Annotated in this window: 20 protein-coding genes; 10 read left to right on the top strand and 10 right to left on the bottom strand. The window is 67.6% G+C overall.

The features are described 5' to 3' along the window. Positions 1-101 precede the first annotated feature (101 nt). From SOM61_RS23995 to SOM61_RS23980, 4 genes are all read right to left on the bottom strand, one after another. Positions 102-2,477, bottom strand: a complete 2,376-nt coding sequence (locus SOM61_RS23995; RefSeq protein WP_320476411.1) for a M1 family metallopeptidase — start codon at positions 2,475-2,477, stop codon at positions 102-104. 100 nt (positions 2,478-2,577) lie between these two features. Continuing rightward, positions 2,578-4,008, bottom strand: coding sequence for a serine hydrolase domain-containing protein (locus SOM61_RS23990; RefSeq protein ID WP_320476410.1), 1,431 nt, complete (start codon positions 4,006-4,008; stop codon positions 2,578-2,580). A gap of 76 nt (positions 4,009-4,084) precedes the next feature. Continuing rightward, positions 4,085-5,260: a GAF domain-containing sensor histidine kinase gene (locus tag SOM61_RS23985; protein WP_320476409.1), complete on the bottom strand. Its 1,176-nt coding sequence runs from the start codon at positions 5,258-5,260 to the stop codon at positions 4,085-4,087. Positions 5,261-5,332: 72 nt separating this feature from the next. Further along, positions 5,333-6,373: a hypothetical protein gene (locus SOM61_RS23980; protein ID WP_320476408.1), complete on the bottom strand. Its 1,041-nt coding sequence runs from the start codon at positions 6,371-6,373 to the stop codon at positions 5,333-5,335. 238 nt (positions 6,374-6,611) lie between these two features. On the opposite strand from SOM61_RS23980, the gene SOM61_RS23975 reads away from it, so the two are divergent. The 6 genes from SOM61_RS23975 to SOM61_RS23950 all read left to right on the top strand — a co-directional run bounded on the left by SOM61_RS23975 (position 6,612) and on the right by SOM61_RS23950 (position 14,792). Beyond that, entirely contained in the window at positions 6,612-8,114 is a 1,503-nt protein-coding gene (locus SOM61_RS23975; RefSeq protein WP_320476407.1) for a hypothetical protein, read from the top strand. Then, complete coding sequence (locus SOM61_RS23970; RefSeq protein ID WP_320476406.1) at positions 8,111-9,625, top strand: hypothetical protein; 1,515 nt, start codon at positions 8,111-8,113, stop codon at positions 9,623-9,625. The genes SOM61_RS23975 and SOM61_RS23970 overlap by 4 nt, the downstream gene beginning before the upstream one ends. A 20-nt stretch (positions 9,626-9,645) precedes the next feature. Then, positions 9,646-10,104, top strand: coding sequence for a hypothetical protein (locus tag SOM61_RS23965; RefSeq protein WP_320476405.1), 459 nt, complete (start codon positions 9,646-9,648; stop codon positions 10,102-10,104). 20 nt (positions 10,105-10,124) lie between these two features. Beyond that, complete coding sequence (locus SOM61_RS23960) at positions 10,125-13,781, top strand: tubulin-like doman-containing protein (RefSeq protein ID WP_320476404.1); 3,657 nt, start codon at positions 10,125-10,127, stop codon at positions 13,779-13,781. 2 nt (positions 13,782-13,783) lie between these two features. After that, a complete protein-coding gene (locus SOM61_RS23955; RefSeq protein ID WP_320476403.1) occupies positions 13,784-14,395 on the top strand; it encodes a hypothetical protein in 612 nt (203 codons plus the stop codon). Between the two features lie 73 nt (positions 14,396-14,468). Beyond that, on the top strand, positions 14,469-14,792 hold the full coding sequence (locus tag SOM61_RS23950) for a hypothetical protein (protein ID WP_147936034.1): 324 nt from the start codon (positions 14,469-14,471) through the stop codon (positions 14,790-14,792). Between the two features lie 10 nt (positions 14,793-14,802). On the opposite strand, the gene SOM61_RS23945 is transcribed toward SOM61_RS23950, so the two are convergent. The 4 genes from SOM61_RS23945 to SOM61_RS23930 all read right to left on the bottom strand — a co-directional run bounded on the left by SOM61_RS23945 (position 14,803) and on the right by SOM61_RS23930 (position 18,832). Continuing rightward, positions 14,803-16,095: a sensor histidine kinase gene (locus SOM61_RS23945; protein ID WP_320476402.1), complete on the bottom strand. Its 1,293-nt coding sequence runs from the start codon at positions 16,093-16,095 to the stop codon at positions 14,803-14,805. After that, positions 16,088-16,786, bottom strand: coding sequence for a response regulator transcription factor (locus SOM61_RS23940; RefSeq protein WP_320476401.1), 699 nt, complete (start codon positions 16,784-16,786; stop codon positions 16,088-16,090). Before SOM61_RS23940 ends, SOM61_RS23945 begins: the two co-directional genes overlap by 8 nt. 51 nt (positions 16,787-16,837) lie before the next feature. Next, positions 16,838-17,605, bottom strand: a complete 768-nt coding sequence (locus tag SOM61_RS23935; RefSeq protein ID WP_320476400.1) for a MipA/OmpV family protein — start codon at positions 17,603-17,605, stop codon at positions 16,838-16,840. Between the two features lie 81 nt (positions 17,606-17,686). Continuing rightward, the gene (locus SOM61_RS23930; protein WP_320476399.1) at positions 17,687-18,832 is read right to left on the bottom strand and encodes a fumarylacetoacetate hydrolase family protein; all 1,146 of its coding nucleotides are present in this window, start codon (positions 18,830-18,832) and stop codon (positions 17,687-17,689) included. A gap of 145 nt (positions 18,833-18,977) precedes the next feature. Between SOM61_RS23930 and SOM61_RS23925 the strand changes: the two genes are divergently transcribed. Beyond that, on the top strand, positions 18,978-21,962 hold the full coding sequence (locus tag SOM61_RS23925) for a sensor histidine kinase (protein ID WP_320476398.1): 2,985 nt from the start codon (positions 18,978-18,980) through the stop codon (positions 21,960-21,962). Between the two features lie 3 nt (positions 21,963-21,965). Here SOM61_RS23925 and SOM61_RS23920 read toward each other — a convergent pair whose 3' ends face one another. Continuing rightward, positions 21,966-23,279 (bottom strand): ATP-binding protein, encoded by a 1,314-nt coding sequence (locus tag SOM61_RS23920; protein WP_320476397.1) that lies wholly within the window; start codon positions 23,277-23,279, stop codon positions 21,966-21,968. Further along, entirely contained in the window at positions 23,276-24,016 is a 741-nt protein-coding gene (locus SOM61_RS23915) for a response regulator (protein WP_320476457.1), read from the bottom strand. The genes SOM61_RS23920 and SOM61_RS23915 overlap by 4 nt, the downstream gene beginning before the upstream one ends. 192 nt (positions 24,017-24,208) lie before the next feature. On the opposite strand from SOM61_RS23915, the gene SOM61_RS23910 reads away from it, so the two are divergent. Genes SOM61_RS23910 through SOM61_RS23900 form a run of 3 tightly spaced genes read left to right on the top strand, consistent with a single transcriptional unit; the run spans position 24,209 to position 26,222 of the window. Continuing rightward, entirely contained in the window at positions 24,209-24,916 is a 708-nt protein-coding gene (locus tag SOM61_RS23910; RefSeq protein WP_320476396.1) for a cytochrome c biogenesis CcdA family protein, read from the top strand. A gap of 11 nt (positions 24,917-24,927) precedes the next feature. Continuing rightward, positions 24,928-25,449: a thioredoxin family protein gene (locus tag SOM61_RS23905; protein ID WP_320476395.1), complete on the top strand. Its 522-nt coding sequence runs from the start codon at positions 24,928-24,930 to the stop codon at positions 25,447-25,449. Between the two features lie 35 nt (positions 25,450-25,484). Continuing rightward, positions 25,485-26,222 (top strand): 3-oxoacyl-ACP reductase family protein, encoded by a 738-nt coding sequence (locus SOM61_RS23900; protein ID WP_320476394.1) that lies wholly within the window; start codon positions 25,485-25,487, stop codon positions 26,220-26,222. The last annotated feature ends 5 nt before the right edge of the window (positions 26,223-26,227 follow it).

The following is a 26,227-nucleotide window of genomic DNA, read 5'->3' as shown; positions in this document are numbered from 1 at the left end:
ACAACAGAAAGTGAAACACCGGCAGGGAGCCGGCGTAGGGTGGACGGGGACGCCGAGTCGGCTACGCCGTCCACGCGTTCAACAAAAGGAGTGGCCGCCGATCATTCCGCCGGAGCAGCGTCGCCGCTCTCCTTGGCCTTCAGCTTGGTATTAAAGTCGCGCATCAGATTGTTCGGATCACGTTCGGTCTTGAACAACTCCAGCCGCGACGGCGTCGCCTTCCTCGGCCAGCTGTTGTTGCTGACGTCGACGTCGGCCGTCTCCCAGTACGGGTCCTGGGTCAGTCCCACCATCGGCTCATCAAGCACGAATAGCTTGGTGATCTTCGCCGGCGAATAACGCCACACCTCCGCCGGAATCCGCTCGATATATTTCTTGCCGCTCTTGAGTTCGATCTCGACCACCAGCGGCGTCACCAGCCCGCCCACGTTCGTGAAGTCCACCAGGTACAGGTGCTTGCCTTCCTTGAGCAGCGCCTTTTCCCAGTCCTCCAGACCGGCCATCTTTTCCTGGTAGCGGTTGCGGTCCTTGTTGGTGACGGTGAAGTCGTCGTTCTCGTTGTAGAAGTCCTTCAGCTCGGGATGCGCATCGACGCGGCGCGCCATCCCCTCGTTGCGCTGCTTCGTGACCGACACCGGTTCCTCCGCGCGGCGCGCGCGCAGCAATGCTTTCTCGACTTCCGGATCCTGGCTCGAGACCGTGTATTCGGTGATGCCGTCCACGCTCACATCGACCGCGTCGGTGGTGTAGAACCAGCCGCGCCAGAACCAGTCGAGATCCGTGCCGGACGCGTCTTCCATGGTGCGGAAGAAGTCGGCCGGGGTGGGGCGCTTGAATTTCCAGCGCTGGGCGTATTCCTTGAAAGCGAAGTCGAACAGCTCGCGGCCCAGCACTGTCTCGCGCAGCACGTTCAGCGCGGCGGCCGGCTTGGCGTAGGCATTGTTCCCGAACTGCAGCAGCGACTCCGAGTTGGTCATGATCGGCACCTGGTTGCGGCTCTTCATGTAGTCGGTGATGCGGCGCGGCTCGCCGCGGCTGTCCGGCCAGTTTTCTTCCCAGGCCTGCTGCGCCAGGTATTGCACGAAGGTGTTCAGGCCCTCGTCCATCCAGGTCCACTGGCGCTCGTCCGAGTTGACGATCATCGGGAAGTAGTTGTGGCCCACCTCGTGGATGATCACGCCGATCAGGCCATACTTGGTGCGCTGCGAATAGGTGATCTCGCCGGTCTTCTTGTCCTTGCTTGGACGCGGGCCGTTGAACGAGATCATCGGGTATTCCATGCCGCCCACCGGGCCGTTGACCGAGATCGCGGTCGGGTACGGGTAGTCGAAGGAGTACTTGTTGTACTGCTCGATGGTGTGGATGATCGCCTGGGTCGAGTATTTCTCCCACAGCGGATTACCCTCTTTCGGGTAGTAGGACATCGCCAGCACGTCGACGTCGCCGCTCTTGACGCCCTGCGCGTCCCAGATGAACTTGCGGCTCGAGGCGAAGGCGAAATCGCGCACGTTCTTCGCCTTGAAGTGCCAGGTTTTCGTCGCGCCGTTGCTCACTGCGCTGCGCGCCTTCTCGGCCGCCTCGGCTTCCGCCTGGGTGACGATGATGACCGGCTTTTTCGCGGTGCGCGCCTGCTTGAGGCGTTCGCGCTGGGCGGCAGTGAGCACATCGCCCGGATTCTGCAGCTCGCCGGTCGACGCGACCACGTGGTCGGCGGGCACCGTGATGCGCACGTCGTAGTCGCCGAATTCCAGGGTGAACTCGCCCGCGCCCAGGAACTGCTTGTGCTGCCAGCCATGGACGTCGTAGTAGGCGGCCATGCGCGGGAACCACTGGGCGATCTCGAACAGGTCGTTATTGTCGTCGAACTTCTCGTAGCCGGCGCGCCCGCCCAGCACCTTCTGTTCGTTGATGTTGTAGCGCCAGTCGATGCTGAAGGTCACGCGCGCGCCCGGCTTGAGCGGCTGCGGCAGGTCGATCCGCATCATCGTTTTGTTGATGATATGCGGCAGCGCGCGGCCGTTCGCGTCCTTCACCGCCAGGATGTCGAAGCCGCCGGGGAAGGTTTGCTGCTCGAGCAGGGTGCGCAGGCCGTCGAATTTCAGTCCGGTCTGCGCGGTCGCGCCGGTCCAGGCATTGCGCGAGGGGAGGGCGGCGCTCTGGCGCGCGTCCGACCCCGGCTTGTAGATGTTCTGGTCCAGCTGCAGCCACAGGTACTTCAGGGTATCCGGGGAATTGTTATGGTAGGTCACCGTGCCGGCGCCGGAGAGCGCGCGCTTGCTCTCGTCGAGCGTGGCGCGGATCGTGTAGTCGGCGCGCTGCTGCCAGTAGGCGTGGCCCGGGGCGCCGGACGCGGTGCGGATCGACCCCGGCGTCGGCAGCAGTTCGTCGAGCTGGCGGAATTTGTCGTCGAAGGGTGCGGCCGCGAACGCTGACGTGGCAAGGCATAGCGCTGCCACGCCGATAGGCAAACGGAACATGATTCCCCTGGATTTGTTGTTGATGTAAGAAAAGAATTCTAATCCTGATATCAATCAACTGCTCAGGGGATTTGTAAAAATCCTGAAATATGCGTGTTTACTACCGGCTGCCTACGCGTTTATACGGTCGCGACGACGTGCCCAGCACGGACACGCCGCTGTCGGCGTCAAGGCGATGCAGCTCGATCGGGCGCGACACCATGAACAGCAGCTTGTCGGATTCGGCATACAGCGGCTCCCATGGCATGTCGCGGTTGCTGACCATCAGCTGGCCCTCGCGCTCGGCGATCTCGAAGGTGCCCAAGCCTTCGATCCGGTATTTGCCGACCAGGGCCTGCCTGTCCTGCGGTGCCAGTTCGACCGTCGTGCGCAGGCGGGTCTGGTTGCCGGCCCATTTGTATTCATGGGCGATGGCGCGCGTCAGGGCGTCCGCCAGTTCGCCGCCATTGTCGCCGTTGGTGAGGATCACCGCGCCGTCGCCGCCTTCGACCCAGCCGATCATGAACGCCTTGAATCCCATATTGCTGCCGCCATGGGCGAAGCGCTTGCCTTTTTCACCGATACCCAGGCCCAGCGCGTAGTCACTCATCACCGGGGTCAGCATGGTGCGAGTCATGGCCGGCGACAGCACGCCGTTGTCGGCGCCCGCCGCGCCTTGCTGTACCGCGATGACGAACTTCGCCAAGTCGCTCGGCGTGGTCCACAGGCCGGCCGCGGCCTGCTCGGGGTGGGTGTAGGCGCCGCCACGCAATGGCTTGCCCTCGTCATCGTGAGGGCGTGCTGCCCTGGCCTGCAATGCCGCCGGGAGCGGCTGGGCGAAGGTGCTCTCGCGCATGCCCAGCGGCGCCAGCACCGATTCCTGCATCAGGGCGTCGAACGGCTTGCCGGCGCGGTCGATCATGGCCTGCTGCAGCACGGTATAACCGCCGCCTGAGTAGCGCCATTTGGCGCCCGGCGTCGTGTCGACCTTGACCGCCTTGGTATTGGCGGCCCAGGCGCCGTCCAGCACCTGCACCAGCGTCGGCACGCTTTTGCCTCCCGCGTAACCGGGGAAACCTGAGACGGTCGTGCCGCCAGTGTGCGACAGCAGCTGGCGCACGCTAGGCTGGCCAAGTTTGGATGGCAGCTTCCAGCTGGTGAGCGCGTTGTCGATGCCGGCGTCGAGCTGCAGCTTTCCCTGTTCAACCATGCGCAGCGCCGCCATTGCGGACACCGGCTTGCTGAGCGAGGCAGACTGGAACAGGGTGTCCGGCGTGACCGCCGGCCCGCCGGCCCAGGCCACGCCGTAGCCGCGGCTCCAGGCCACCTTGCCGTCGTGGATCACGGCCACGCTCACGCCCGGCACCTTCAGGCGCGTCATCGCCTCCTGCAGGCTTTCGGTCTTGACCGGCGCATTCGCAAGCGCGATGGCCGGGCGCAGGCCGGCTTCGACGCGGGCGATGGCGGCGTCGTCGGCATGGGCGAAAGGCATCGCCAGGGCGGCGATCAGGAAGAAACGCGAACGCGGTGCTACAGGCACTTCGACGGACATGTGCTCTCCATACGATGTGGACAAATGGCCAATAGTATGGAGATGCCGGCCAAGGCGGGCAAGCGCCGTATGGATTTTATGCGGCCGGCATGCTGAAGGTGAAGGTGGTGCCGTTCGCGCCGGAGCGCACGCCGATCGTGCCGCCATGGCCTTGCGCGATCTGGTCGACGATGTACAGGCCCAGTCCCAGGCCGTCGTCCTTGCTGCGCGAGCGGGCGCGCCAGTAGGGTTTGAACAGTTGCGCCATGACGTCGGGGCTCAGCTCAGGCCCCTCGTTGCGCACTTCCAGCAAAAAACGGCTGTCGTCGATGTCGACGCGTACCTCGATCGGAGACCCTTCGGCGCCGTGCACCAGCGCATTCTTGAGAAGGTTCGACAGCAGTTGCGCCAGGCGCTGGGGATCGCAGCGCAAGGTCAGGCCGCGCGCGATGCTGCTGGCGATGGCGCGACCGGGATATACGCTGCGCAGTTCGTCGATCACCTGTTCCAGCACCCGGTCGACGTCGGCATGGCGGGCCAGGTCGAGCGCCAGTCCCGAACCCATGCGCCCGCGCGTGAAATCGACCACGTTATCCACCAGCCCGGACATGCGCAGCGCGCTGCTGCGCATCCGTTCCACCAGCTGGCGGGTCATTGGGTCATCGTGGCGCCGCGCCAGCAGTTCGGCGCCGGTGAGGATCGCCGAGAGCGGCGTGCGCAGGTCGTGGCCCAGCACCGCGATGAACTGTTCGCGCAGCTCCGCGGTGTCGCGTTCGGACAACAGCGCGGTGCGCGCCGCGCTCAGCGAGCGCTCCGTTTCGAGCTGGCGCGACACCAGTTCGGCAAACAGGGTCAGGGTCGGGATGGTAGGGCCCTCGCTCAGCCGGGCCGGTTCCGGATCGAGACCGCACAAGGTGCCGAAATAAAAGCCGTCGGGGCGAAAGATGGGAATCGAAAAATAGCTCTGGAATCCGTAGATGCGGGGGGTGTGGTGGTCGCGGTAGCACTCGCTGTCGCGCACGCTGTCGATGACGACCGCCTGCCGGGAATCGCGCACTTCCTCGCACAGCGTGGTGGTGACGTCGAGCGTCGCGCCGGGGACAAGGCCGAATCCCAGGCCGTCATGGACTGCGCAGGCGGTCCAGCTGTCGGCGGTGACGTGGGCGATGCAGACGAAGCGCAGGCCGGTAAGCGCGGCAACGGTTTCCAGCATCCTCGGAACGGCGGCGATGGCCTGGATTTCCCTCACATGACTCGATAGCGAGTCCGGCATGATGGGCTCCCGTTTTACAATAAGCCATCATACCACGCGATCGTGCCGCGCCGGGCCGGCATCAGGCCGACATCAGGCCAGCCAGCGACCGTCCGCGTACACCCGTTCCTCGCCCAGGTAAACCGCATCGGTCACCGCGAACACGTCGATGTGGTAGCGCGCATCCTTGCGCTTGAAGCCGGGTTTCGGATACACGCCATGCTTGGCGCCGAGCGACAGGTGGATGCCGCACATGCGCTCGTAGGTGCCGATGTCGTCGACCCGCAGCTCGCGCGTGAAGGCGCGGTTCAGGCCGAAGCCCAGCTCGCGCACCCAGACTTCGCCTTCCTCAAGCCGGATATTGTCCAGCACCTGCTGGAAGGCCGGCGTCGCGTTCTCGGTGCCTACCACGCGGCCGGCCTCGATCACCAGGGTCACCGGCAGGTCCGGGTGGTTCGAGCGGTAGCTGGTGTCGCCGAACACGTGGATCTGCACCCGGCCGTGCACCGCTTCGAGGTCCAGCGCTTCGGTGAACACTTCGCCGATCGGAAACTGGCCGCCGACGTTCTTCATGTCGCTGTAGTCGCCGATATTCAATTTGGCCGGCTCGAACGGCGAGGCGAAGGTGAGCGTCTCGCCGCCGCCGACCACGCGGCCATGCGGCGCGCGGTCGATGCGCTCCTTGAGCGCGCGGCCGGTGCCGCGGAAGTAGGCGGGGTCGTAGGCCAGGGCGTCGATGTAGTGCTCGCCCTGGATGCCCGGCATGCGCGACAGGTGCACGTGCTCGATCACTTTCAGGTCGCGCTTGAACAGCTCGACCCGCATGCGAAAGCCGTCGAGGCGGAAGTTCGACGACTGCAGCAGCACCACCAGCTCGCCCGCCACCATCGTGCCGAACGCCGCCAGTACCGCTTCCGGCGTCACGCCGTCGAAGTCGACGAAGGTCGCATCCGGCAGGTTGCGCCGGTAGCCTTCGAGCAGCGCGCGCGAAAGGCCGGTGCGGGTGTCGTACACCACCAGCGCGCGCTGCGCGGGACCGTGTTCGAGCGCGATCGTCAGCACGTCGGCTAGATGCCTGGTGGCGGCATCGACGGCATGCGAAGGGAGGTCGGCGTGTGGATCGGCAGCGGTCATGGCGGAATCGGAAGGGCTGAAGAGGTGGAAAGGCAGGCGGCCATTATACGTATGTCTGCCGAAAGTTCCCCGCCGGGGCACGCGATGAGTTCGATTATTGATGCGTCCGGGATCGCGCGACGCTACCTCGTGAACGGCGCGCCGCGCGCCAGTTCACGGAGCTATCATTTGAGCAACAGCAATGACGCGGCCTGCGGGTAGTGTTTCGAAAAATTATTTGGCAGAGCGAAAGGCAGCAATGGCATACAGATGGGAAACGCCTGCCAGCATCTGGCAGGAAGACGAGACAAGCGGCGAATTCGCCCTGCTCGCCAGCGAGGGCCTGGGCCCGGTTGACTGGCACGGGCGCGCGCGCCAGCGCCTGCCCGACGTCGCCCACGTGCTCGGCGCCTCGCTGCCCCTCGATTGCCGCTGTTCTCCGATCTATCCCGAAGGTTTCGCCTATTGCCCGCGTTGCGGACGTCCGCTATTGCGCCTGGGTGGCGCCGCCGCGCGAGCGCGCGGGTGGTGGGGACCGGGTGGGGACGACATGCTGCCGCGCCACGTGCCGCACGGCTTGCCGGTCACGTCGCTACCGCTCGGCGACAGCCTCGAAGAACGGCCGGCGGCGCCGACGCCGGGCCGCTGCGACCTGACCATGCCTGCGCCGCCCAATGCCTGTTCGGTGTTCGCCGCCGCCGGCTTCGGCTTTCCCGGCGAACGCCTGCTGGCGCTGGCCCACACCCGCGGCGTGCTGCAGTACTGGGATCCGCTGGGCGCCAGCTGGCATGTGCTCACGCCAGAAGCGGGCGCCGCCAGCCTGGTGTTCACCGCGTCCAGCCACGCCTGGATCCCGGCGCTGGATGCGCGCCGCGGCGAGGCCGGCGTGGTCCCCGGCCTGGACGGCCTGCAGCGGCTCTGGATCGACCCGGTCAGTGAAACCTACCGCACCGAGAGCGTGCTGGCCGCGCCCATCGTGGCCGCGCCCGGCCTCATGCGGCGCCACCTGGCCTGCCTCGCGGGAGGCAGCGAAGGCGTGCGCCTGTGGAGCATGCGCCTGGACCTCGATGAAGTGCAGGAATATGCCTGCCCCGATGCGCCGGCCGCCGGCTGGAGCCGTCCGCTCGGCTACGACGGCCGCCTGTTCTGGCTGCACGCGCAGGGCCAGCTCACCTGGCGCCCGGGCGAGGCGCCGCAATTTGCACCATGGCCGCTGCACTGGCAACCGCGCCTGGACTTCGGCGGGCCGACCCAGGGCCGCGACGGCCGCCTGTGGCAGATCGGGCACGATGGCCAGGGTTACTCCTACCTCGAACTCGGCGCCGGCTTCGACCACCTGCCGGCGCGCATGGCGATCGACGGCGCGCGCCTGGGCTTCGCCAACTTCCTGTTCCGGCGCGGGCATCCGGTGCTGGACGAGCCGTGGTCGAACGAGCACGTCGAAGACCCGCACCATGACGACACGCTGGTGCTGCCGCTGCTGCGCAGCTTTAACAATAACCGCAGCCAGCCGAGCGGCCTGGTGCTGCGCTTGCACAAGGCGAACTTCCGCGCCGAAGAAGCGTTGGGGACCGGCGACAACGCACGCATCATCCCGCGTACCACCGTCGAATGGATCGGGCGCCGCAACGTGATCCTGGACGAGATCGCGCGCCTTTCCCGTCCGCTCGAGTGCGTGCCGGTGGTGGCGGGCGGCTGCCTGTGGCTGCACCATCCGGACTGGAACCAGATGCGCGGCTGGCGCCTGGACGAGCCGTTGTGATCACGACGATGATGAAGACGATCGCACGTCCACTGGCGGCGGCCCTGCTGGCCGGCGTGTCGCTGTGCGCGCAAGCCGCTTCACAGCCCATCCCACATGTTTTTTTGGTGCAGAACTCGGGCTGGATGGAGCCGTTCTACAGCGATCCCAAGTCGCCCTTCAAGCCGCTGGTGGCGGCGCTGGCGGGCAGCGTGGTCCAGCCGGGAGACGCGCTGGTGCTGGCGAGCTTCAACCAGGCCGGGGAGGGGGCGCCGTCGCCGCGCGCGCTGCTGTCGTTCAAGGCGGGCGAGGAACCGGTGCGCGCGCGCGTGGCGCAGGCCATCGCCAGCCTGGACACGGCGCGCAAGCCGGGAGGCGCCGCGCTGGCCGACACCGATCTTGGCGAAGCGGTACGCGCCGCAACCGGCCAGGTGCTCAAGGGCAGGCCGGGCATCGTCTGGCTGGTGACGAACAACCGCAACAGCCCCAATAACGACCAGGCCACGGCCACCCGCAACCGCGAATTCTATGCGCTGATCCACGGCGGCGACGCGATCGCGAAGGCGCTGGCCTTCCCGCTGCGTATGCCGGTAGCGGGCAAGCATTACAGCGCGAACGGCTTGATGGTATACGCCTTCGCCGTCGGGCCGCAAGGCGCGGCCGCGCTCGATGCGCTGCTGGCTTCCGGACGCATCGCCCGGGTGATCACCGAGCCGCCAGCGCGCCTCAAGCCACTCGACCGCGACACCGTGCGGCTGGCGCCGCGGCGCGTCGTCAATGCGCCCGGCGTCTCGTTCGCCTCGGATGCGCGCGGCGTGCTGCGCGCCGACGTCGCTCCCGATGCGCGCACGCCGCAGGCGCGCATCGAATGGAACCTGGAAAACACGATGTATCCGTACACGATCAGCTCCGCCACCCTGAGCGCGCGCTCGCTGCTGGCCGGCGAGAGCCGCCCGATCGCGCTCGATACCCAGCGCGTGCGCGCGCTGGCGCCCGGCCAGCCGGCGCCGCTGGGCTCCAGCATGGCGCTGCCGGTGGCGCAGATTCCCGATAAATGGTCGCTGGCCGCGCTCAAGTCCGCAGGTTCCGCCTACGTGCTGCCGGGCCGGATCGAGCTGCACCTGGCCGACCAGGAGCTGGCGCTGTCGCAGGCTTTCCGCCAGCGCATGGCGGCGCTGTTCCCGGGCGATCCGCTGCCGGACATCTTCATCCCGCCGGCGCGGGTGCAGGCGTCGACGGCGGTGCTGCCGGTGGAGGTGCGCGTCCATTACGGCATGGGGCCGCTGCTGGCGCTGGTCGGCGCCTTGCTCGCGCTCCTGGCGCTGCTCGCGGCCGCCGCCTGGGCCTGGGCACGGCCGCGCAAGGTGCAGGTGACGGTGGACGAGGAGATGCGCACTATGCGCGGCCGCGCCGGCACCACACAGGCGATCCATGACCGCCATGGCGAACAGGTCGCGCAACTGAAAACAACGCTGTTCGGCCATCGGCTGATCGATGTGCGCGAAGGCGCGCAAGTGCGGCTGGGCCGCTAAAGACAAGAAAGGAAAACGCCATGCAGGCAACCCAACCACCGACCGATGCTCCATCGCCCGCCGATCCAGGCTTCAAGCTGCCGGAGGAGTCGGCTTCGCCGCAGGACTCGCTGCCACGGACCTTGCCCGACACCGCCACCCGCCCGGTCGAGGTGATGCCGGTCGATCCGCACACGCTGCCTGTCGCCGACACCTCGGACCGCGACCTGGCGATCGGCGGCATCGTGTTCCTGATCCTGATCAGCGTCTACTTCTTCGCGCGCGGCGCCTATGTGCACCATCTGGTGAGGAAGCGCGTGGCGCCTTCCTCGGCCGGCAATGCGGGCTGGCTGCTGTTCGTCGGCCTCGGCTTCCTGTCGGCGGCGGCGGTGCTGGCCATCATCAATGCCAGCCGTTTCCTGACCTTCGCCGTCACCGGTCCGCTGGTGGCGGTGGGCCTGGTAGCGCTGGTCGCCTCGCTGTTCATCGGCCGTCGTTAAAAAGAGGGAGTTTTTACACCATGGCAGAATTCCCGAACCCATCAAGCGTCAACGCCCGCCCGGCCGAACTGAAGGTCGACCTGCGGCCGACGCTGTTCATCGGCGCCGGCGGCACCGGCATGGAAGTCATGATGCGCATCCGGCGCCGCATCCTGTCGGCGGTCTGGAACCGGCGCCATCCGACCCGGGTCGAATCGATCGCCGACTTCCCGGTGGCGCGCTTCCTGCACTTCGACCTCGATAACAATGCCGTCATCGACGAGGGCAAGTCGCAGCGCACCGATCCCTGGTACGAACTGGTGCGCCTGACCGACGAAGAACGCCTGGTCGAGCCGCTCGACCTGCCGCAATACCACGAGTCCGACGACAGCCTGGCGCGCTTTCCGCTGATCGAAAGCTGGATGCCGCTGCGGCCCAAGAAGCTGCGCTCGCTCGGCATCGATCCGTCGAAAGGCGCGGGCCAGATCCGCGCGCTGGCGCGGCTCTACCTGTTCGACAAGTATCCGAAGCTGCGCGGCCGCATCAAGGGCGCGCTGAACTACCTGAGCAGCAATGCCGGCATCGAGCGCAAGGAGAATTACCAGCGCCTCGGGCTGCAGGTCGACACCTCCAAGTTCCGCATCGTGGTCATCGCCTCCGCCGCCGGCGGCACCGGCGCCGGCAGCGTGCTCGACCTGGGCTGGCTGTCGAAGGCGATCGCGCGCCAGGAAGTGTCCGACAGCCAGGTCGACCTGGTGTTGTTGATGCCGTCCGGTTTCGCCAAGGCCAACAAGGAGCGCACCGAGGCCAATGCCTACGCCACCCTGATGGAACTCGAGACGGCGATGCGCGACATGAACGCCAGTGTGGCGTGGGCGGAGCCGGACAGCATCGCGGGCCGCGGCGCGCCCTACGACGATGTGTATTTCGTCGACACCGCCAACCTGGCCAACAAGGCCACGCTCGACGTCAAGGACGTCTACCAGATGGTGGCCGACACGCTGTTCGAAGACTTCGCCTCGGCCGATTTCGCCAACCGCAAGCGCTCGGTGGCGGTCAACCAGCAGCAGCACAAGCTGGGACCGTACAACCCGCGCGTGCCCGAGGCGCGCTTCGGCGACATGCGGCTGTCGTACTCGAAGGTGTATTCGAGCTTCGGCCAGTCGGTGCTCGACACCCAGCAAAGCCTGCATGAAGACATCCGCGCCTATGAGCTGGCGGCGCTGATGGTGAAGGCGTTTTTCGGTCTTGCCGGCGCCGATGGCGCAAGTGGGAACAATGCGGCGCGGCGCGCCGGCGACGCCGAGCGCGATGCCTTCATGCGCGAGCAGATGGAGATGACCGAGCGGCCGTTCGACGAGTTCCCCGACCTGCGCAAGGGTTCGGTAGACGTCACGCCGTTCACCGAGTACGCGCTGACGACCGCGCTGCTGCAGGACCGCGATGGCCGCTCGCTCCTCGAGCGCGTGGAAAGCCGGGTCCAGCTCGAGATGGACCGCATCATGGCGTCCTACGACATCAAGCTGTGGCGCGAAAAGGTGTCCGAACTGCTGCCGCAGCTCGAACGCGACGCGATCCGCGAGGCCGGCGCCACCGCCGAGACGAGCGAGGACCGCATCAAGCGCCATACCGGCGAGCTGTCGAACCGCCTGAAGGGCAGGGTGCGCGAGCGCCTGTACGCCCTGCTCGACGACCGCCGACAGGGCGGTCTGGAATTCGTGCTGTCGCTGCTGGAGCAGGTCAAGGCGCGCCTGTCGCAGCGCGACCTGGCCCATGCCGAACGCAATGGCCGGCGCTACCGCGACATCCGCGACGCGCTGCGCACGCGCCAGGTCGAGGAGTCGCTGAACAACCTGGGCCAGGCCGCCGGACGCCTGTTCGGCAAGGAGCCGCAGGCGCGCGAAGTGATGGGCCACCTCAAGCGCGATCTGGCCGACTACCTGCGCTTCCACCTGCTCGCGGTGGCGGCCGGCCAGTCGATCGAGGTGATGCGCTCCCTGTCCGGCTGGCTGGGCGATCCGCAATCGACCGATGAACAGGGGCATGCGCAGTGGAGCGGCATCGCCGGCGAGTTCCAGGAAGGCCGGCGCGCCGTGCAGGCGATGCTCGGAGCGGTGGACCAGCGCATCATGCAGCTGCGCGCCGACGCGCGCCAGGAACATGCGACCACGATCAAGCTCGGCTTTGATACGACCCCGGCGCCCGTGCGCTTGAGCGGCGACACCAGCATCTGGAGCGAGGAAGTGCTGCTCGAATTCGGCGGTTCGGCGCGCCTGTTCCCGCAGTTGGGCGACGAACGCCTGCGCGCCGAGCTGCTGCTCAAGCTGTTCCGCCGCGCGCAGTTGCAGCTGTCCAGCCAGGATCTGGAACAGCAGGAGAGCGCCGATCCGCTGCTCGAACGGCTATCGAGCCTGTCGCCGCAGGAGCGCCAGCGCATTTTCGCCGAGTGGATCCGCAGCGCGATGCCGTGGGTGAATGCGCGCTTCTCGGCCGAGTTCACGCCGAATGCCGACCAGTTCAAGTGCTTCATCGGCGTGGGCGATCCGATCGCGTGGCGGCGCATGGAGGCCGAGATCCGCGCCGCCGTGCCGACCGGCTACTTCCATGGCGAGCTGGTGTCGATCGTCAACACCGGCGTGAGCGGCAGGGCGGTGTGCTATATCGAGCTGTCCGGCTATCCGATGACGGTGCTGCGCGGCCTGCCGACCTGGCGCGCCTCGTACCAGATCGAGAACCCGAAGATTCCGACCCACCTGCATTTCGACGCCACACGTTTTCGTCATCCGATCTCGCCGTCGATGGACGAGCTGGGACGGCTGGCCGACGATTACGAGTGGTACTTGCAGGCGATCGCGCTGGGCGTCATCCGGCGCAAACCGGAGCTGGGCGACCGCGAGGCGGCCTTCCAGCCGCGCGGCCAGTACCTGTTCGAGGTCGAAGCGGGGTCCGGCGAATGGCTCCAGGTAGGCAACGAATTCGCGATCCGCTCCAACGGCCTGCCGCCCTATTATCGCGAGGGGATCGTTGCGGCCGTCCAGGCGCGCCTGGCCAAGCTCGGCCCGCAGCGCCTTGGCCTGCTGGCGGCGCTGATGCGCTACTACCAGCTGCGCGTGTATGAACCGCGCCTGGAAGTCGACGAGACCGGCGCCCAGCTGCCATCGCCTTCGCTGCCGAACATCACCGCGCGCCGCCTGTACGACAGCTGGATCCGGCGCGCGCAGGCAGCCGATCCGGCGGTGGGGCCGGCACGCATCGAAGCTTTGCTCGGCCATGTCGAACGCTGGACCGAGGCCGTTCCCGGCTCGAGTCAGGACGCCTACAGCTGGGAAGTCGAGCGCGCGGTCGACAAGCGCGTGATCCTGCCCGCTCTGCTGGCGGATGAGGCGGCGGCGGAGCAGGCCCTCGTGCCACGGTCGGCCCACGTAGCGCCCCCGCCACTGCCAACGACGTCACCGCGTTTCAAGCTCTTCCTCGGCGGCGCCCAACGTGGGCCGTTCACGGTCGACGAGATCGCGGAACAGGCCGCGCGCGGCGAGATCGATCATGCCACCCGCGCCTGGGACATGCGCTGGCATCCGAAGATCGGCAAGTGGAGCACGGTGGGAGAGTTGCCGGAATTGGCAATCGTGCTTGGCCGGACGCGGGATGAGGGCATACCCGATCCCGACGACAGCGTGCCGGATCCGGACCAGGATTGAACATGGAGCAAGCCCAGATCCTGCACCGCTGCGTGAACGTCGGCTGCGGACGCGCCTTTCCGCGCCGGGTCGATTTCTGCCCGTGGTGCGGCACGGCGCAGCGACCCGTCGCCGCGCCGGTCGTGCCCCCGGCGCCAGCCTTGGTGAAACGGCCGGAGCCGGTCGTGGTCCCGCCGCCGCCGCCTGTCCCGGTTCCTGCGGCGCCAATTCCGCCACCGCCATCGCCATCGCAACCTCCACCGCCACCGCCACCCAGGCCGCCAGCGCCGCCACCGATTCGCCCAAGCGCTGCGCCCCAGCCCACCGCGCCGGCGCGCAAGCCGATCCGCCTGCGCTGGTGGCTGATCGCGCTTGGCCTGCTATGGCTGGCCTGGATGCTGACCAAGCCGACCCAGGCGCGCATCGAGCGCCGCATGGAGGAGGCGGTCACGTTGGCGAAGGAATGCAAGCCGAAACAGGCGCAGGACGAATTGATCGCGCTGCGCAAGACGCGCGCCAGCAAAGAGCAGCTGCGCAAGGTGCAGGATGCGCTCAATGCCGCAGCCGCCGCCTGCACACGCGAGGAGCGGCGCCGGCGCAGTCATCCGCTGGCCGACCCGAAGCGCGGTGGCTGATCCTGTAAGTACATCCACGCCCGATGGCCCCGTGTATCATGGACGGCGTTGAGAAAACCGCAAGGAGTAGAGAATGAAGGCAACCATGACCAAGGCGCTGCTGGTGCCGGTGATGCTCATGGCGCTGGCAGGCTGCAGCCGCGACGAGGATGGCGCCGGCCCGGCGGAACGCATCGGCAAGGCGATGGACGAAGCCAGCGCCAAGGTGACCGATTCGATGAAGGACGAACTGGCCCGGGTCGACGACGCGGTCGACGAGGCGCGCGACAAGGTCAAGGACGCGACCGAGGAAGCCAGCCGCGGCCTGGATCGCGCCACCGAGGAAGTCGGCAAGTCGGTGGAACGCGCCGGCGAGAAGATCCAGGAGAAGGCAGACGAGATCAAGGAAGACGACTGAGCGTTGTCCTCTAAGTGAACGTCATCTCCGCCAGCGTGCCGTGCGCGGGGTTGGACGAGATCGTCAAGGTCCAGCCGAAGCGCTCGCACACCCGGCGCGTCAGGAACAATCCCAGGCCCTGGCCGCCACCCTGCTTGGCCGACTTGCGCAGCGCCTGCGTGTAGCGCCGCGCGGCGGCGACCGTGTCAAAACCTGCGCCGCTGTCCTGGATGGAGAGACGACCTTCCGTCAGCCGCACGCGGATGGCGCCCTGGTAGCTGTTCTCGGCCGCGTTACGCAGCAGATTGCCCACCACGATGCGCGCGATCGCTTCCGGGCTGTTCACCGTCAGGGGCTCCAACATGTCGACGACGAAGTGCGCATCCTTGCCCTCCAGTAGATGCCGGTGGTCGTCGATCAGCGTCAGCACCAGCGCATCCAGTCGTGTGGTTTCCAGCGGCGCCTTGCCGTCCTCGCGCGACAGGAACAGCAGCGCCGACATGATCTCGGTGAGGTTCTCGGCGGTCGACTCGATGCGCGCCAGCGGGGCCTCGGCGGCCGGCGGCAGCTCGTGCAGCTTGAGCACGTCGACGGCGCCGGCAATGACGGCGATCGGCGTGCGGAATTCGTGGCTGGCCTGGTCGAGCAGGCTGCGTTCGCGCTCGATGAAGCGTTCGACCCGTTCCAGGTGGCCGTTGACGAGGACGGCGATGTCGTGCAGTTCGCTCAGGGCGAAGTCGGTCGCCAGGCGCTGCGACGGCTGCTCGGGATCGAGTTCTTCCATCCGCTCTGCCAGCACCCCCATCGGCCGCCGCAGGCTGCGGTAGACCCAGGCGATCGAGCCGGCGATCATCGCGCCGCTCAGCACCGCGATCAGCACGCTGACCAGGGCCATATTGTTCTGGTAGTTCTCCAGGTCGGTGATGTCGACCGCCATCACGATGCGTTCTCCGTCGCCGACCGGCGTCACAAGCACCGCATGGCTAAGATCCGACTCATGACTGTCCATCCGCTCTTCGTCGTAGTAGCCGGGCTGCAGCTGGGCGAAATAGGGCGGCATGTCGGCCGGAATCGGCCCTGCGCCCAGGCGCCAGCCGCGGATCAGGCCCGTCGGCGACGGCTTCGCGGCGGGCGCCGGCCTGCCGTCCGCGAGCATCCGGGCGGTGCTCGATTCCAGTAGTTCCTCCCACAGGGGATGCACGATCAGGTGCTGGCTCAGGTTGCCCTGGATGGTCAGGCCCAGCGCCATCACCAGGAAGAACAGGACGAACACCGCGCTGATCTTGCGCTGCAGGCTGGACATGCCGCGGCTGCGCTTATTCATCCGATAGCCCCAGCCGATAGCCGCTGCCCGCGATCGTCTTGAGCAGCTTGCGCGGCGCATCGCCGTCGACCGCCTTGCGCAGCATGTGCATATGCGAGCGCAGGACGTCGTTGTCGGGCACGTCGTCCTTCCAGATCAGGGTTTCGAGTTCCTCGCGCCGCACCAGCGCGGGCGAGCGGCGCATCAGGAGTTCGAGCAGCTGGCGCCGCACCGGCGTCATCGACAGCACCTTGCCGGCGCGGCTCACTTCGAGCGTGCCGAGGTCGAAGCGCAGGTCGGCCACCTCCAGCACCTGCGATTCGGCCACTGCGCCGCGCGTGCGCTGCACCAGCACGCGCAGGCGGATTTCCAGCTCCGCCAGCGCCACCGGCTTGACCACGTAGTCGTCGGCCCCGGTCAGGAAGCCGTGCAGCTTGTGCTCGAGCTGGTCCTTCGCGGTGAGGACGATCACCGGTATGCGCGACTTCATGTCCTGGCGCAGCCGCCCCAGCATCGTCATGCCGTCCATGCGCGGCATCATCCAGTCGAGGACGATGGCGTCGTAGCGGTTGATGGCCAGCAGCCCCAGGCCGGATTCGCCATCCGGCGCCGCGTCGGGATGGTGGCCGCAGGCTTCCAGGTAGTCGTAGATGTTCGCCGCCAGGCCGGCGTTGTCTTCGATGATGAGTATGCTCAGGGGCTGCTTGATCATGGGGCGCAACGAGGTCGGTTGAAAGGGCCGGAGCAGTATCGCACCAAAATCTTAGAAACCGCGGCTGAAGCCGATGAAGGCCGACACCGAGCCGTCCTTGTCCTTCTCCACCAGCGGGCTGTCCGACAGCTTCGTCGGCAGCTTGCGGTAGGCGACGTTGCCGATGAAGACCCAGTTGCCGGCGAACGGGCGCATCACGTCGACGCCGATGCGGGCCACCGCCGCGCTGCCCGGCTGGTAGCTGGCCACGCCGCGCGCGACTTCCTCGGGCAAGGTGCCGTAGTAGTAATTGGCGAGCTTCTTCGACAGGTGCGAGACGCCGACGTTCGGTGTGATGCGCGTGGCGCCCCACTGGACCGGATACCCATAGGTCAGGCTGGCCTCGTAACCCTTGCTGGTGCTGGTGATGTCGCCCTTGATGCCCAGGTCGACCTGGCCCATGGCGCCGCGCCAGCTGGCGGCCAGGCCCAGGTCGAAGGCGTCGTCGCGGTCTTCCAGCAAGGCGCGGTCGATGCCGCGCTCGGCCAGTTCAGGCCCGCCGAAGTCGTCCCTGTCGATGCCGTCGAAACGAGCCGACAAGGTTGCGTCGAGCGCGAAGCCGCCGCGTTTGACGAGGTGGGCGCCGCCGCCGATGCCGCGCCAGTAGAAGCGTTCGCCCTGGTAGGTCACGAGCGGGAAGGGCGTGACGCGCGTGCCTTCGCCGGCATACACCGAATCCGAGACGGCGGCGCCGACGCCCAGGCCCCAGCGCGGCGGTTGCTGGGCGCTGGCGAGGCTGGAGACGGCGAGAAGGGTAGCAAAGAGAAAGAAGGGCTTCATGGATGGTCCTGTCGGTGGTCGCTGATTGAATGCCTGCACTATGCGGCAGGCGTGTCGATGAAATGTCGTTGGCACGGTGGCTTACCTGGTCGGCGCACCGGCCGCGACGACGGTGGCGTCGATCCAGCCAAGGTAGTTGCTGGAATGGCGTACCCGGTTGCCCGGCTGCAGATAGATGCGCCTGGCGGCCTCGCCGGCCAGGTAGCGCTCGATCTGCGCCAGTTGCGCGGCGCGGTCCTTTGCGCCCATCACCGCCCTGATCACGGCCGGCTCGGGCTCCTGGAACACCACGCCGTCGCCGGTGCCGGTCAGCACAGCGCTCTCGGTGCCGATCGCCTTTCGTGCGACCATCGGGATGCGGCTGCCTGCATACGACCAGGTGCGGCTTTCCGCCCCGTCCAGCGTCTCGGTCACGATCGCGCGCAGGTCCTTGATCATGTCGCCCGCATTCGCCTGCTGGCGCTGGCGGCCATCGACGTGGGTCGCGATGGTGACGTCCTGCAGGAAGGCCTTCCAGTCGCGCGGCACCACCAGCAGGGCGCCGGTGGGGAAGCGGTCCGGCCCGCTCTTGGCGTCGGCGAAGCCGTCGCCGGAGGCGGGATTGCGCAGGTCGATATTGCGCACCAGCGTGGCGCGGTCCGAGAAATCGCCGCACAGGAAGAAGCCCTTGCGGGCGGCGTCGAAATCGGCGCCCGAGCGCAGTTCGCGGTCGAAGCGCGCGCAGACTTCGACCTCGTAGTCCAGCAGGGCGCCGGGGGCGGCGGCGACGGTGGAGCGCGGGCCGCCGGTCGCCGACAGCTTGGGAAACAGGAAGGCCTCGTGCATGCCGACTTCTTCGCCGTGCGCCGGGTAGTTGGTGCCGGCGGCGATGTGGGCCAGGCCGCGCGGTCCCACGCCGAGCAGGCGCTCGAGCGGATGGTTGACGGTTCCGCGCGCCTGCCGCGCCAGGCCGTCGAGGGCGGCGGCGTCGAAGCGTTTGACGACGTCGAAGGCGTCCGGGCTATACAGGCCGCTGGCCGCGCTCAGGTCGATGGCGGTGAGCTTGCCGGCGCCCAGCGTCAATGCCAGCAGGGTGTGGACCCGTTCTCCCTGGCGTACCTGGGCGAAGGTATGGGCCTGCGCGAGGGGCGCCAGAGCAGGGCCGGCATCGGCGGGCGACGCTGCCGGTGTGCTGGCCGCAGCGAGAGCAAGGCTGGCGCAGGAAAGGACGGTACGAAGGCGGAACATGTTGGACTCCAGGTGGTGAGCGAACCGGCATCGTAGCGAGGCGATGTCGCGAAGTTGTCGTTCAATACTTGCTCAGCATATCCACGCATGGGGTATATTTCTGGTATTAAATTCTGCTACCGCAAGTAGGAGTCATCCAGCAGCCATGTCCCGCCTCTCCTTGCCGTCACTCCTGTTGAACAGCTTCTGGGCCCTGTGCCTGTTGTCATCCGGCCTGCCTGCCTGGGCGCTGGACCGTGAGGTCGGCCTGGCCAATATCCATCACACCCGCTGGACCGCGCTCGAGGGCGCGCCGTCACGGATCATGTCGATGGCGCAGACGCCCGATGGCTGGCTATGGCTCGGTACCAATGATGGCTTGTACCGCTTCGACGGCGTGCGTTTTACACGCGTGGAACTGCCGCGGCGCGGCATGCTGGCGCGCGATCGCATCTACGCGCTGGGCGCGGAGCGCGACGGCAGGCTGACGATCACCTATGCCAGCACGGGCATGTCGATGCTGCATCCGGACGGCCGCCTGGAAGACTTGCCTGACGCCGAGCAGCCGCTCGGCCTCATCCTGTCCACGGCGATCGACGCCGACGGCAGCATCTGGGCCGGCGCGGAGCGCGGCGTGCACCGTTTCGACGGCCAGCATTGGCAGGCGGTCCCGTTCGATGGCGTGCCGGAGGTGGGCGGCGTACACAATATGCTGGTCGACCAGTATGGCCAGATGTGGGTGTCGGACCGTGAAGGCGCCTGGCGCCTGGATCGCCAGCGTGGCTGCTTCGTGCGCGTTGCCATGCATGGCGGGTTCTTCGCGATGTCGCCCGACGGCCGCCTGTGGCTGGCGAACGGGGGCAGGATGTCGCTGCTGCCTGGTGCACCGGATGGCCACGTGCTGCCGCCACCGGAAGGGTTCAATCGCGCCGAAGCACGACCCGCGGCGCTGTTCGACCGGGATGGCACGCTGTGGTCGCTCGGCGCTGGTCGTGAACTGCGCCTGCGCTATGGCGCCGGCACGCTGCCGGATACCGCCTTCGACGCTGCACAGGGCAAGGGCGAAGTCGTCGCTTCTCCACCTTTGTCGGGCGACGATCCTGAATACATCCTCGAAGACCTTGAAGGCAATGTCTGGGTCGCGACCCAGCATGGCCTGGACCGCTTTCGCGAGCAGCGGGTACATCGCTCGCCCCTGTCGGGGGCGGGCTACTACTACACCCTGGCGCGCGATACCGATGGCGTGGTCTGGGCCGCCGACCGCAGCAATGGCGCCTTGTGGCGCATGGCGCCCGGCCGCGCACCGCAGGTCGAGCGCGGGCAGCATGCGACGATGGTCGCCAATGACCACCGGGGCGCGCTGATGCTGGCCGGAACGCATGGCATCGAGGTGCGCTATCGCGGCGCGGTCGAACGCATACCTTTTCCACCGGGACCGGATGGCAAGCCGGCCGCGTTGCGCCTTGCCGGCCTGGGTCATGACGGCAAGGTGTTGTGGATATTCTCCGCCCCGACCGGCCTGATGGGACTGATCGATGGCAAGTGGCTGCCGCGCAGCGCCTTTCCGCTGCCGCCCAAGATCGGCGTCTCGACGGCTGGCGCCAAACCTGGCCAGCAGTGGCTGGGCCTGGCCGACGGTGAGCTGGTCTTCTACGATGACGGCGTCAGGCAGGTGTACGATGCGTCCGCGGTCGGCATGGCGTCACGCATCTTCGCCGAAGGCGACATCACGATCAGCGGCGCGCGCGGCATGGGCGTGCTCAAGGACGGCCGGGTGCAGCTCTTGCGCGCCCCGGATCCGGACGCGCTGCGCAACGTCACCGGCATGTACGTCACGCCCGAGGGCGACCGCTGGCTCAATGGTGCGGGTGGCGCAGTGCACGTGCGCGCGCAGGATTGGCGGCGCAGCATGGCCGACCCCGGCCTGCCGCTGCGCTACCGGCTGTTCGGCGTGCAGGACGGCTACACCGGGAAGGCGATGACCGAGATCCGCATGCCCACGGCGGTGGCCGATGGAGGAGGGCGTATCTGGCTGGTGACAGATGGCGGCGTGGTCAGCATCGACAACACGCCATCGTCGCGCAATGGGCACGCGCCGCGGGTCGCGATCCTTGGCGCCGAGGCCGGCGGCGTGGCCGTTGGCGCTGCTGGCCCGCTGTCCCTGCCGGCGGGATCGAATGAGTTTGGCATCGAGTTCACCGCGCTCGGCCTTCGCAGTCCGGAAGGGCTGCGTTTCCAGTACCGCCTGGACGGCGTCGACCGCGACTGGCAGGACGCCGGCAACCGGCGCGCTGCCTGGTACACCAATGTGGCGCCGGGCGCATACCGCTTCCAGGTGCGCGCGCGCAACGAGGACGGGGTGGCCAGCGCCAATACCGCGTCGCTCGAGCTGGAGATCGCGCCGTCCCTGTTCGAAAGCCGTCCGTTCCAGCTCGCGTGCGCGCTGGCGGCGCTGGCGCTGGGCTATTCTTTGTACCGCTACCGCGTGCGCCACCTGACCCGGCGGGTGGCCGAGCGTCTGCGGATGCGCACCGCCGAGCGCGAACGCATCGCCCGCACCTTGCACGATTCCTTCCTGCAGACGGTCGAGGCGCTGGCCCTGCGCCTGGACACCGTGGTGCGCGCCATGCCCGATGGCGACCGGGCCCGCACCAGGCTAGAACAGGTGCTGGACGAAGCCGACCAGGCCATTGCCGAGGGCCGCGACCGCTTGCAGGAGCTGCGCATGAGCGACAACGTCACCCTGGAGTGCGTGATCGACGACGCGCTGCGCAGGCTGCAGGAAGACCATCCCGGGGTCGTGGCCGGCTTCGAGGTCGACGGCAGCGCAGCGCGGCTGGCGCCGGCGCTGGCCGAGGAAGTCGCCGAGATCGCGCGCGAGGCGATGCGCAATGCCTTCCGCCACGCCGGCGCGACGCGCATCGACGTGCGCCTGACGTATGGCCGGCGCCGGCTGGCGCTGGAGGTGGCCGATGACGGCCGCGGCATCGCGGAGGCGGTGCTGCAGGCCGGCAGGCGCGATGGGCACTGGGGCCTGGTCGGGATGCGCGAGCGCGCGGCGCAGATCGGCGGGCAGCTCACCGTCGACAGCGTCGCCGGCCGCGGCACGACGGTGCGGCTGGCCGTGCCGCTCGCCGCCGGCCAGGGATAGGCTTTAGGCCAGGTCGCGCATCACCAGCCTGGCTTCCAGCCCGCCTTCGGGGTGGTTCGCCAGTGCCAAGGTGCCGCCCAGCGTGGCCGCCAACTGGCGCGCGATCGCCAGGCCGAGCCCGGTGCCGCCGGTATCGCGGTTGCGCGAGGCCTCCAGGCGGTAGAACGGTTCGAAGACCTTCTCCAGCTCTTCCGCGGGAATGCCGGGGCCGAAATCGCGCACCAGGATCGCGAGCTCGCCCGCTGCAGCCTGCCCGACACTGACTTCGACCGCGCCCCCATACTTGAGACCATTGTCGACCAGGTTGCCAAGGATGCGCTTGAGTGCGTGGGGACGGGTTGCCATGGAAGTGCCGGCTTTGCCGCGCAGGGTCACCGCGCGTCCCGCGTCCTGGTAATCGCCGACCAGGCTGCACAGCATCGCATCGGCATCGATGCGGCACGGCGCTTCCAGCGTGCCGTGCAGGGTGCGCGCATAGGCCACGCCGTCCTTGACCAGCGCCTCCATCTCGCGCAGGTCGCGGTTCATCTTGTCGCGCTGGACGCCGTCTTCGAGCATGTCGGCGCGCATGCGCATGCGGGTGATCGGCGTCTGCAGGTCGTGCGAGATCGCGGCCAATATCTGGGTGCGTTCGGTCATGTAGCTGGCGATGCGCGCCTGCATCGCATTGAAGGCGCGCGCCGCTCGCGAGACTTCGTGGGGGCCGGATTCGGGCAGCGGCGCGGACTTGAGGTCGGGCCCGAGATTGTCGGCGGCGTCGGCCAGGCGGGCCAGGGGCCGGGTTGCGAGCCGCACGCCGGCCCAGGTGAAGGCCGCCAGCAGGACCAGCTGGCCGAGCAGCACGGCGGGCAGCCAGTTCGACACCGGCAGGCCGGCCGGACGCATGTCGATCGTCAGCGGCGTGCCGTCGCTCAGGATCACGGTCGCCTGCACCCGGTTCGGATGGCCCGGCACCGCCCGCGCGGTGACCTGGTACTGCTTGCCGATGGCATCCATGAAGGCCTCGGCGATGCGGCGCGCATGCGCCGTGTCGGGCAGGTGGCCAAGGTCGCCGGGGCCAAGTGAAAAGCTGTAGGTGCGCCGCTCCAGGCGCGGTAGCCAGGCGGCGCGCTCGGCGGCCGGCAGGCGGTCGAGCAGGGCCACCGAGCTGGCGACGTCCTGCTCCAGGTAGCCGAGCATCAGGCCCACCGTGGCTTCGCGCCGCTCGCTCATGATCAGGACATAGGACAGCGCATGCGCGAGCGCCAGGCCGAGCGACAGGATCAGCACCAGGCGCACGAACAGCGTGCGCGGCCAGCGCAACAGGGGAGCGCTCATGCCTGGCCGTCCGCCACCTCGACCGCGCACGAAAACACATAGCCTTCGCTGCGCAGGGTCTTGAGGTAGCGCGGCTCGCGCGCATCGTCCCGCAAGCGCTGGCGCAGGCGGCTGACCAGCAGGTCGATCGAGCGGTCGAACAGGTCGGCGTCGCGGCCCTGGGTCAGGTTCAGCAGCTGGTCGCGCGACAGCACGCGCTGCGGATGATCCAGGAACACCCGCAGCAGGCGGTATTCGGCGCCGCTCAGGGCCACCATCGTGCCCTCGGCATCGAGCAGGTGGCGGCCGACGGTGTCGAGCCGCCAGCCGCCGAACGCCAGGAACTGGCCCGGCTCCTTGACCTCGAAGTTCGGCGGCAGCATGCGCGCGCGGCGCAGCACCGAGCGGATGCGGGCGAACAGCTCACGCACGGCGAACGGCTTGGTCAGGTAGTCGTCGGCGCCCATCTCGAGGCCCACCACGCGGTCGGTCTCTTCGTCGCGCGCGGTCAGCATCAGGATCGGCAAGGCGCGCCATTTGCCGGCGCGCAGGTCGCGACACAGGGTCAGGCCGTCCTCGCCCGGCAGCATCAGGTCCAGGATCACCAGGTCGAACTGGTGCTGTTCCATCAGCGCGCGCATCTGGCGGCCGTTGGCTGCAGTGGACGCGCGCATGCCCTGTTTTTCCAGGTAGCTGGCGAGCAGTTCGCGGATCTCGAGGTCGTCGTCGACGATCAGGATATGGTCGGTATGTTCCATGGTCGGCACCTGGCAGGGAGTCTGTTTCAAGAGTAGCAGTGCTGCCTTTATATCTCAACCGCCGACCACTTTTGTATGCCAGTGTATCCGGGCCCGGGCCGGGTACAGTACATTGCAAGAACCTCCATTCCCGACACATCCCGGATACGCCACGGCGGTCCAATACGGTCATCCCAACAGGAGGACCGTACCATGCCAACTCTCATCGACGCACCACTTGCCCTGCTCGGCGGCGTGCTGACCATCGCCTCGCCCTGCGTGCTCCCCATCCTGCCCATCGTCCTGGGCGGCACCCTGCAAGACCGGGCCGAGGGACAACGTAATACACGTCCGCTGTTCATCGTGGCCGGCTTCGTCATTGCCTTCGCCGCGCTCGGCATGCTGCTGGCCAGCGCCTCGCAGCACGTCGTGCTGGCCCACGAAACGCTGCGCTACGCGGGCCTGGCCATCCTGGCCGTGCTTGGCGTGGCGATGCTGTGGAAGGCGCCGTATGCGTGGTTAATGAACCACCTGAGCGCCCTGGTGAGCCGCGCGCTGCCCGCCGGCGGCGAGGCCCGCGCCGGCAATCTCGGTGGCCTGTTGCTCGGCATGTCGCTGGGCGCGGTGTGGACGCCCTGCGCCGGCCCGGTACTGGCGTCGATCCTGGTGCTGGTGGCCCAGGCCCAGGATATCGGCCGCTCGGCCGGCTTGCTTCTGCTGTACGCCATCGGCGCCGGCATCCCGATGCTCGTCATCGCCTACGGCGGCCAATTCGTCCGCACCCGGATCCGCGCCGTAGCGCGCCACGCCGACCGCCTGCAACAGCTGTTCGGCGCGCTGATCCTGGCCACCGCCACCGCCATCTATTTCCAGTACGACGTCCTGCTGTACGCCCATCTCGCCAACTTCATCTCGCTCTGAAAGGAATCATCATGAAACGCCTGTTCACCCTGCTGCTCGCCGGCGCCACCTTCTTCAACGCCGCCTCGTCCCATGGCGCGCCGATCGCCAAGGTCCAGCCCGCACCTGAATTCACGGGCATCGACAAATGGATCAATTCGCAGCCCCTCACCATGCAGGGCCTGCGCGGCAAGGTCGTGCTGGTCGACTTCTGGACCTACACCTGCATCAACTGCATCCGCACGCTGCCCCATGTGAAGCGCTGGCACGAGAAGTACAAGGACCAGGGCCTGGTCGTGGTCGGCGTGCATACCCCCGAGTATCCGTTCGAGCGCTCGACCTCGAACGTGCAGTCCGCGATCAAGCGCTTCGGCATTCCGTATGCGGTCGCCCAGGACAACCGCTACGCCACCTGGGAAGCCTATTCGAACCAGTATTGGCCGGCGGTCTACCTGATCGACAAGCGCGGACGCATCGTCTACACGCACTTCGGCGAAGGCGCCTACCAGGAGACCGAAGCCAAAATCCAGGCCCTGCTGGCCGAAGCGGCGTAAGCCATCATTTTTTCAACCCACGAAGGAGAACCACCATGAACACCATCACCGAACAAGCAAAAATCGCACTCGTCTTCGGCGGCTCGCGCGGCATCGGCGCCGGCATCGCCCTGCGCCTGGCGCAGGAAGGCGCCAACGTCGCCCTGACCTATGCCGCGGCCACCGCCAAGGCCAATGAAGTGGTCATCGCCATCGAACAGGAGGGCCGCGAAGCGCTGGCGATCCAGGCCGACAGCGGCAATGCCGCCGACCTGCAGTCGGCCGTGCGCCAGGCTGTGGAACGCTTCGGGGGCATCGACATCGTCGTCGTCGCCGCCGGCATCCTGCACATCGCCGACGTGGCCGAATTCAGCATCGACCACCTCGACCGCATGCTCGACGTGAACGTGCGTGGCGTCTACCTGGCGATCAAGGCGGCCCTGCCGCATATGGGAGAGGGCGGCCGCATCGTCACCATCGGCAGCAATGTCGCCGAACGCAGCAGCCATCCGGGTTCCAGCGTGTACGCCATGACCAAGGGCGCGGTGGCGGTGATGGTCAAGGGCCTGGCGGTCGACCTGGCGCCGCGCGGCATCACCATCAACAACATCCAGCCCGGCCCGATCGCGACCGACCTGACGGCCGACATGCTCGAGATGATCACGCCCCTGATCCCGGTGAAGCGCGTCGGCCAGCCGGCCGAGATCGGCGGCCTGGTGGCCTACCTGACCGGCCCGGATTCGGGCTATATGACGGGCGCCAGCCTCACCATCGACGGCGGCATGTCGCTGTAATACGG

This window comes from Massilia sp. CFBP9012 (assembly GCF_034045115.1).
GTDB lineage: Bacteria > Pseudomonadota > Gammaproteobacteria > Burkholderiales > Burkholderiaceae_D > Telluria.
The sequence above is the reverse complement of the archived record's forward strand: the minus strand, read 5'-3'. Positions and strand labels throughout refer to the sequence as shown.

Coding starts and splice junctions, on each gene's coding strand:
- SOM61_RS23995 (WP_320476411.1), bottom strand. CDS start 2,477: ATGTTCCGTTTGCCTATCGGCGTGGCAGCGCTATGCCTTGCCACGTCA.
- SOM61_RS23990 (WP_320476410.1), bottom strand. CDS start 4,008: ATGTCCGTCGAAGTGCCTGTAGCACCGCGTTCGCGTTTCTTCCTGATC.
- SOM61_RS23985 (WP_320476409.1), bottom strand. CDS start 5,260: ATGCCGGACTCGCTATCGAGTCATGTGAGGGAAATCCAGGCCATCGCC.
- SOM61_RS23980 (WP_320476408.1), bottom strand. CDS start 6,373: ATGACCGCTGCCGATCCACACGCCGACCTCCCTTCGCATGCCGTCGAT.
- SOM61_RS23975 (WP_320476407.1), top strand. CDS start 6,612: ATGGCATACAGATGGGAAACGCCTGCCAGCATCTGGCAGGAAGACGAG.
- SOM61_RS23965 (WP_320476405.1), top strand. CDS start 9,646: ATGCAGGCAACCCAACCACCGACCGATGCTCCATCGCCCGCCGATCCA.
- SOM61_RS23960 (WP_320476404.1), top strand. CDS start 10,125: ATGGCAGAATTCCCGAACCCATCAAGCGTCAACGCCCGCCCGGCCGAA.
- SOM61_RS23955 (WP_320476403.1), top strand. CDS start 13,784: ATGGAGCAAGCCCAGATCCTGCACCGCTGCGTGAACGTCGGCTGCGGA.
- SOM61_RS23950 (WP_147936034.1), top strand. CDS start 14,469: ATGAAGGCAACCATGACCAAGGCGCTGCTGGTGCCGGTGATGCTCATG.
- SOM61_RS23945 (WP_320476402.1), bottom strand. CDS start 16,095: ATGAATAAGCGCAGCCGCGGCATGTCCAGCCTGCAGCGCAAGATCAGC.
- SOM61_RS23940 (WP_320476401.1), bottom strand. CDS start 16,786: ATGATCAAGCAGCCCCTGAGCATACTCATCATCGAAGACAACGCCGGC.
- SOM61_RS23935 (WP_320476400.1), bottom strand. CDS start 17,605: ATGAAGCCCTTCTTTCTCTTTGCTACCCTTCTCGCCGTCTCCAGCCTC.
- SOM61_RS23930 (WP_320476399.1), bottom strand. CDS start 18,832: ATGTTCCGCCTTCGTACCGTCCTTTCCTGCGCCAGCCTTGCTCTCGCT.
- SOM61_RS23925 (WP_320476398.1), top strand. CDS start 18,978: ATGTCCCGCCTCTCCTTGCCGTCACTCCTGTTGAACAGCTTCTGGGCC.
- SOM61_RS23920 (WP_320476397.1), bottom strand. CDS start 23,279: ATGAGCGCTCCCCTGTTGCGCTGGCCGCGCACGCTGTTCGTGCGCCTG.
- SOM61_RS23915 (WP_320476457.1), bottom strand. CDS start 24,016: ATGGAACATACCGACCATATCCTGATCGTCGACGACGACCTCGAGATC.
- SOM61_RS23910 (WP_320476396.1), top strand. CDS start 24,209: ATGCCAACTCTCATCGACGCACCACTTGCCCTGCTCGGCGGCGTGCTG.
- SOM61_RS23905 (WP_320476395.1), top strand. CDS start 24,928: ATGAAACGCCTGTTCACCCTGCTGCTCGCCGGCGCCACCTTCTTCAAC.
- SOM61_RS23900 (WP_320476394.1), top strand. CDS start 25,485: ATGAACACCATCACCGAACAAGCAAAAATCGCACTCGTCTTCGGCGGC.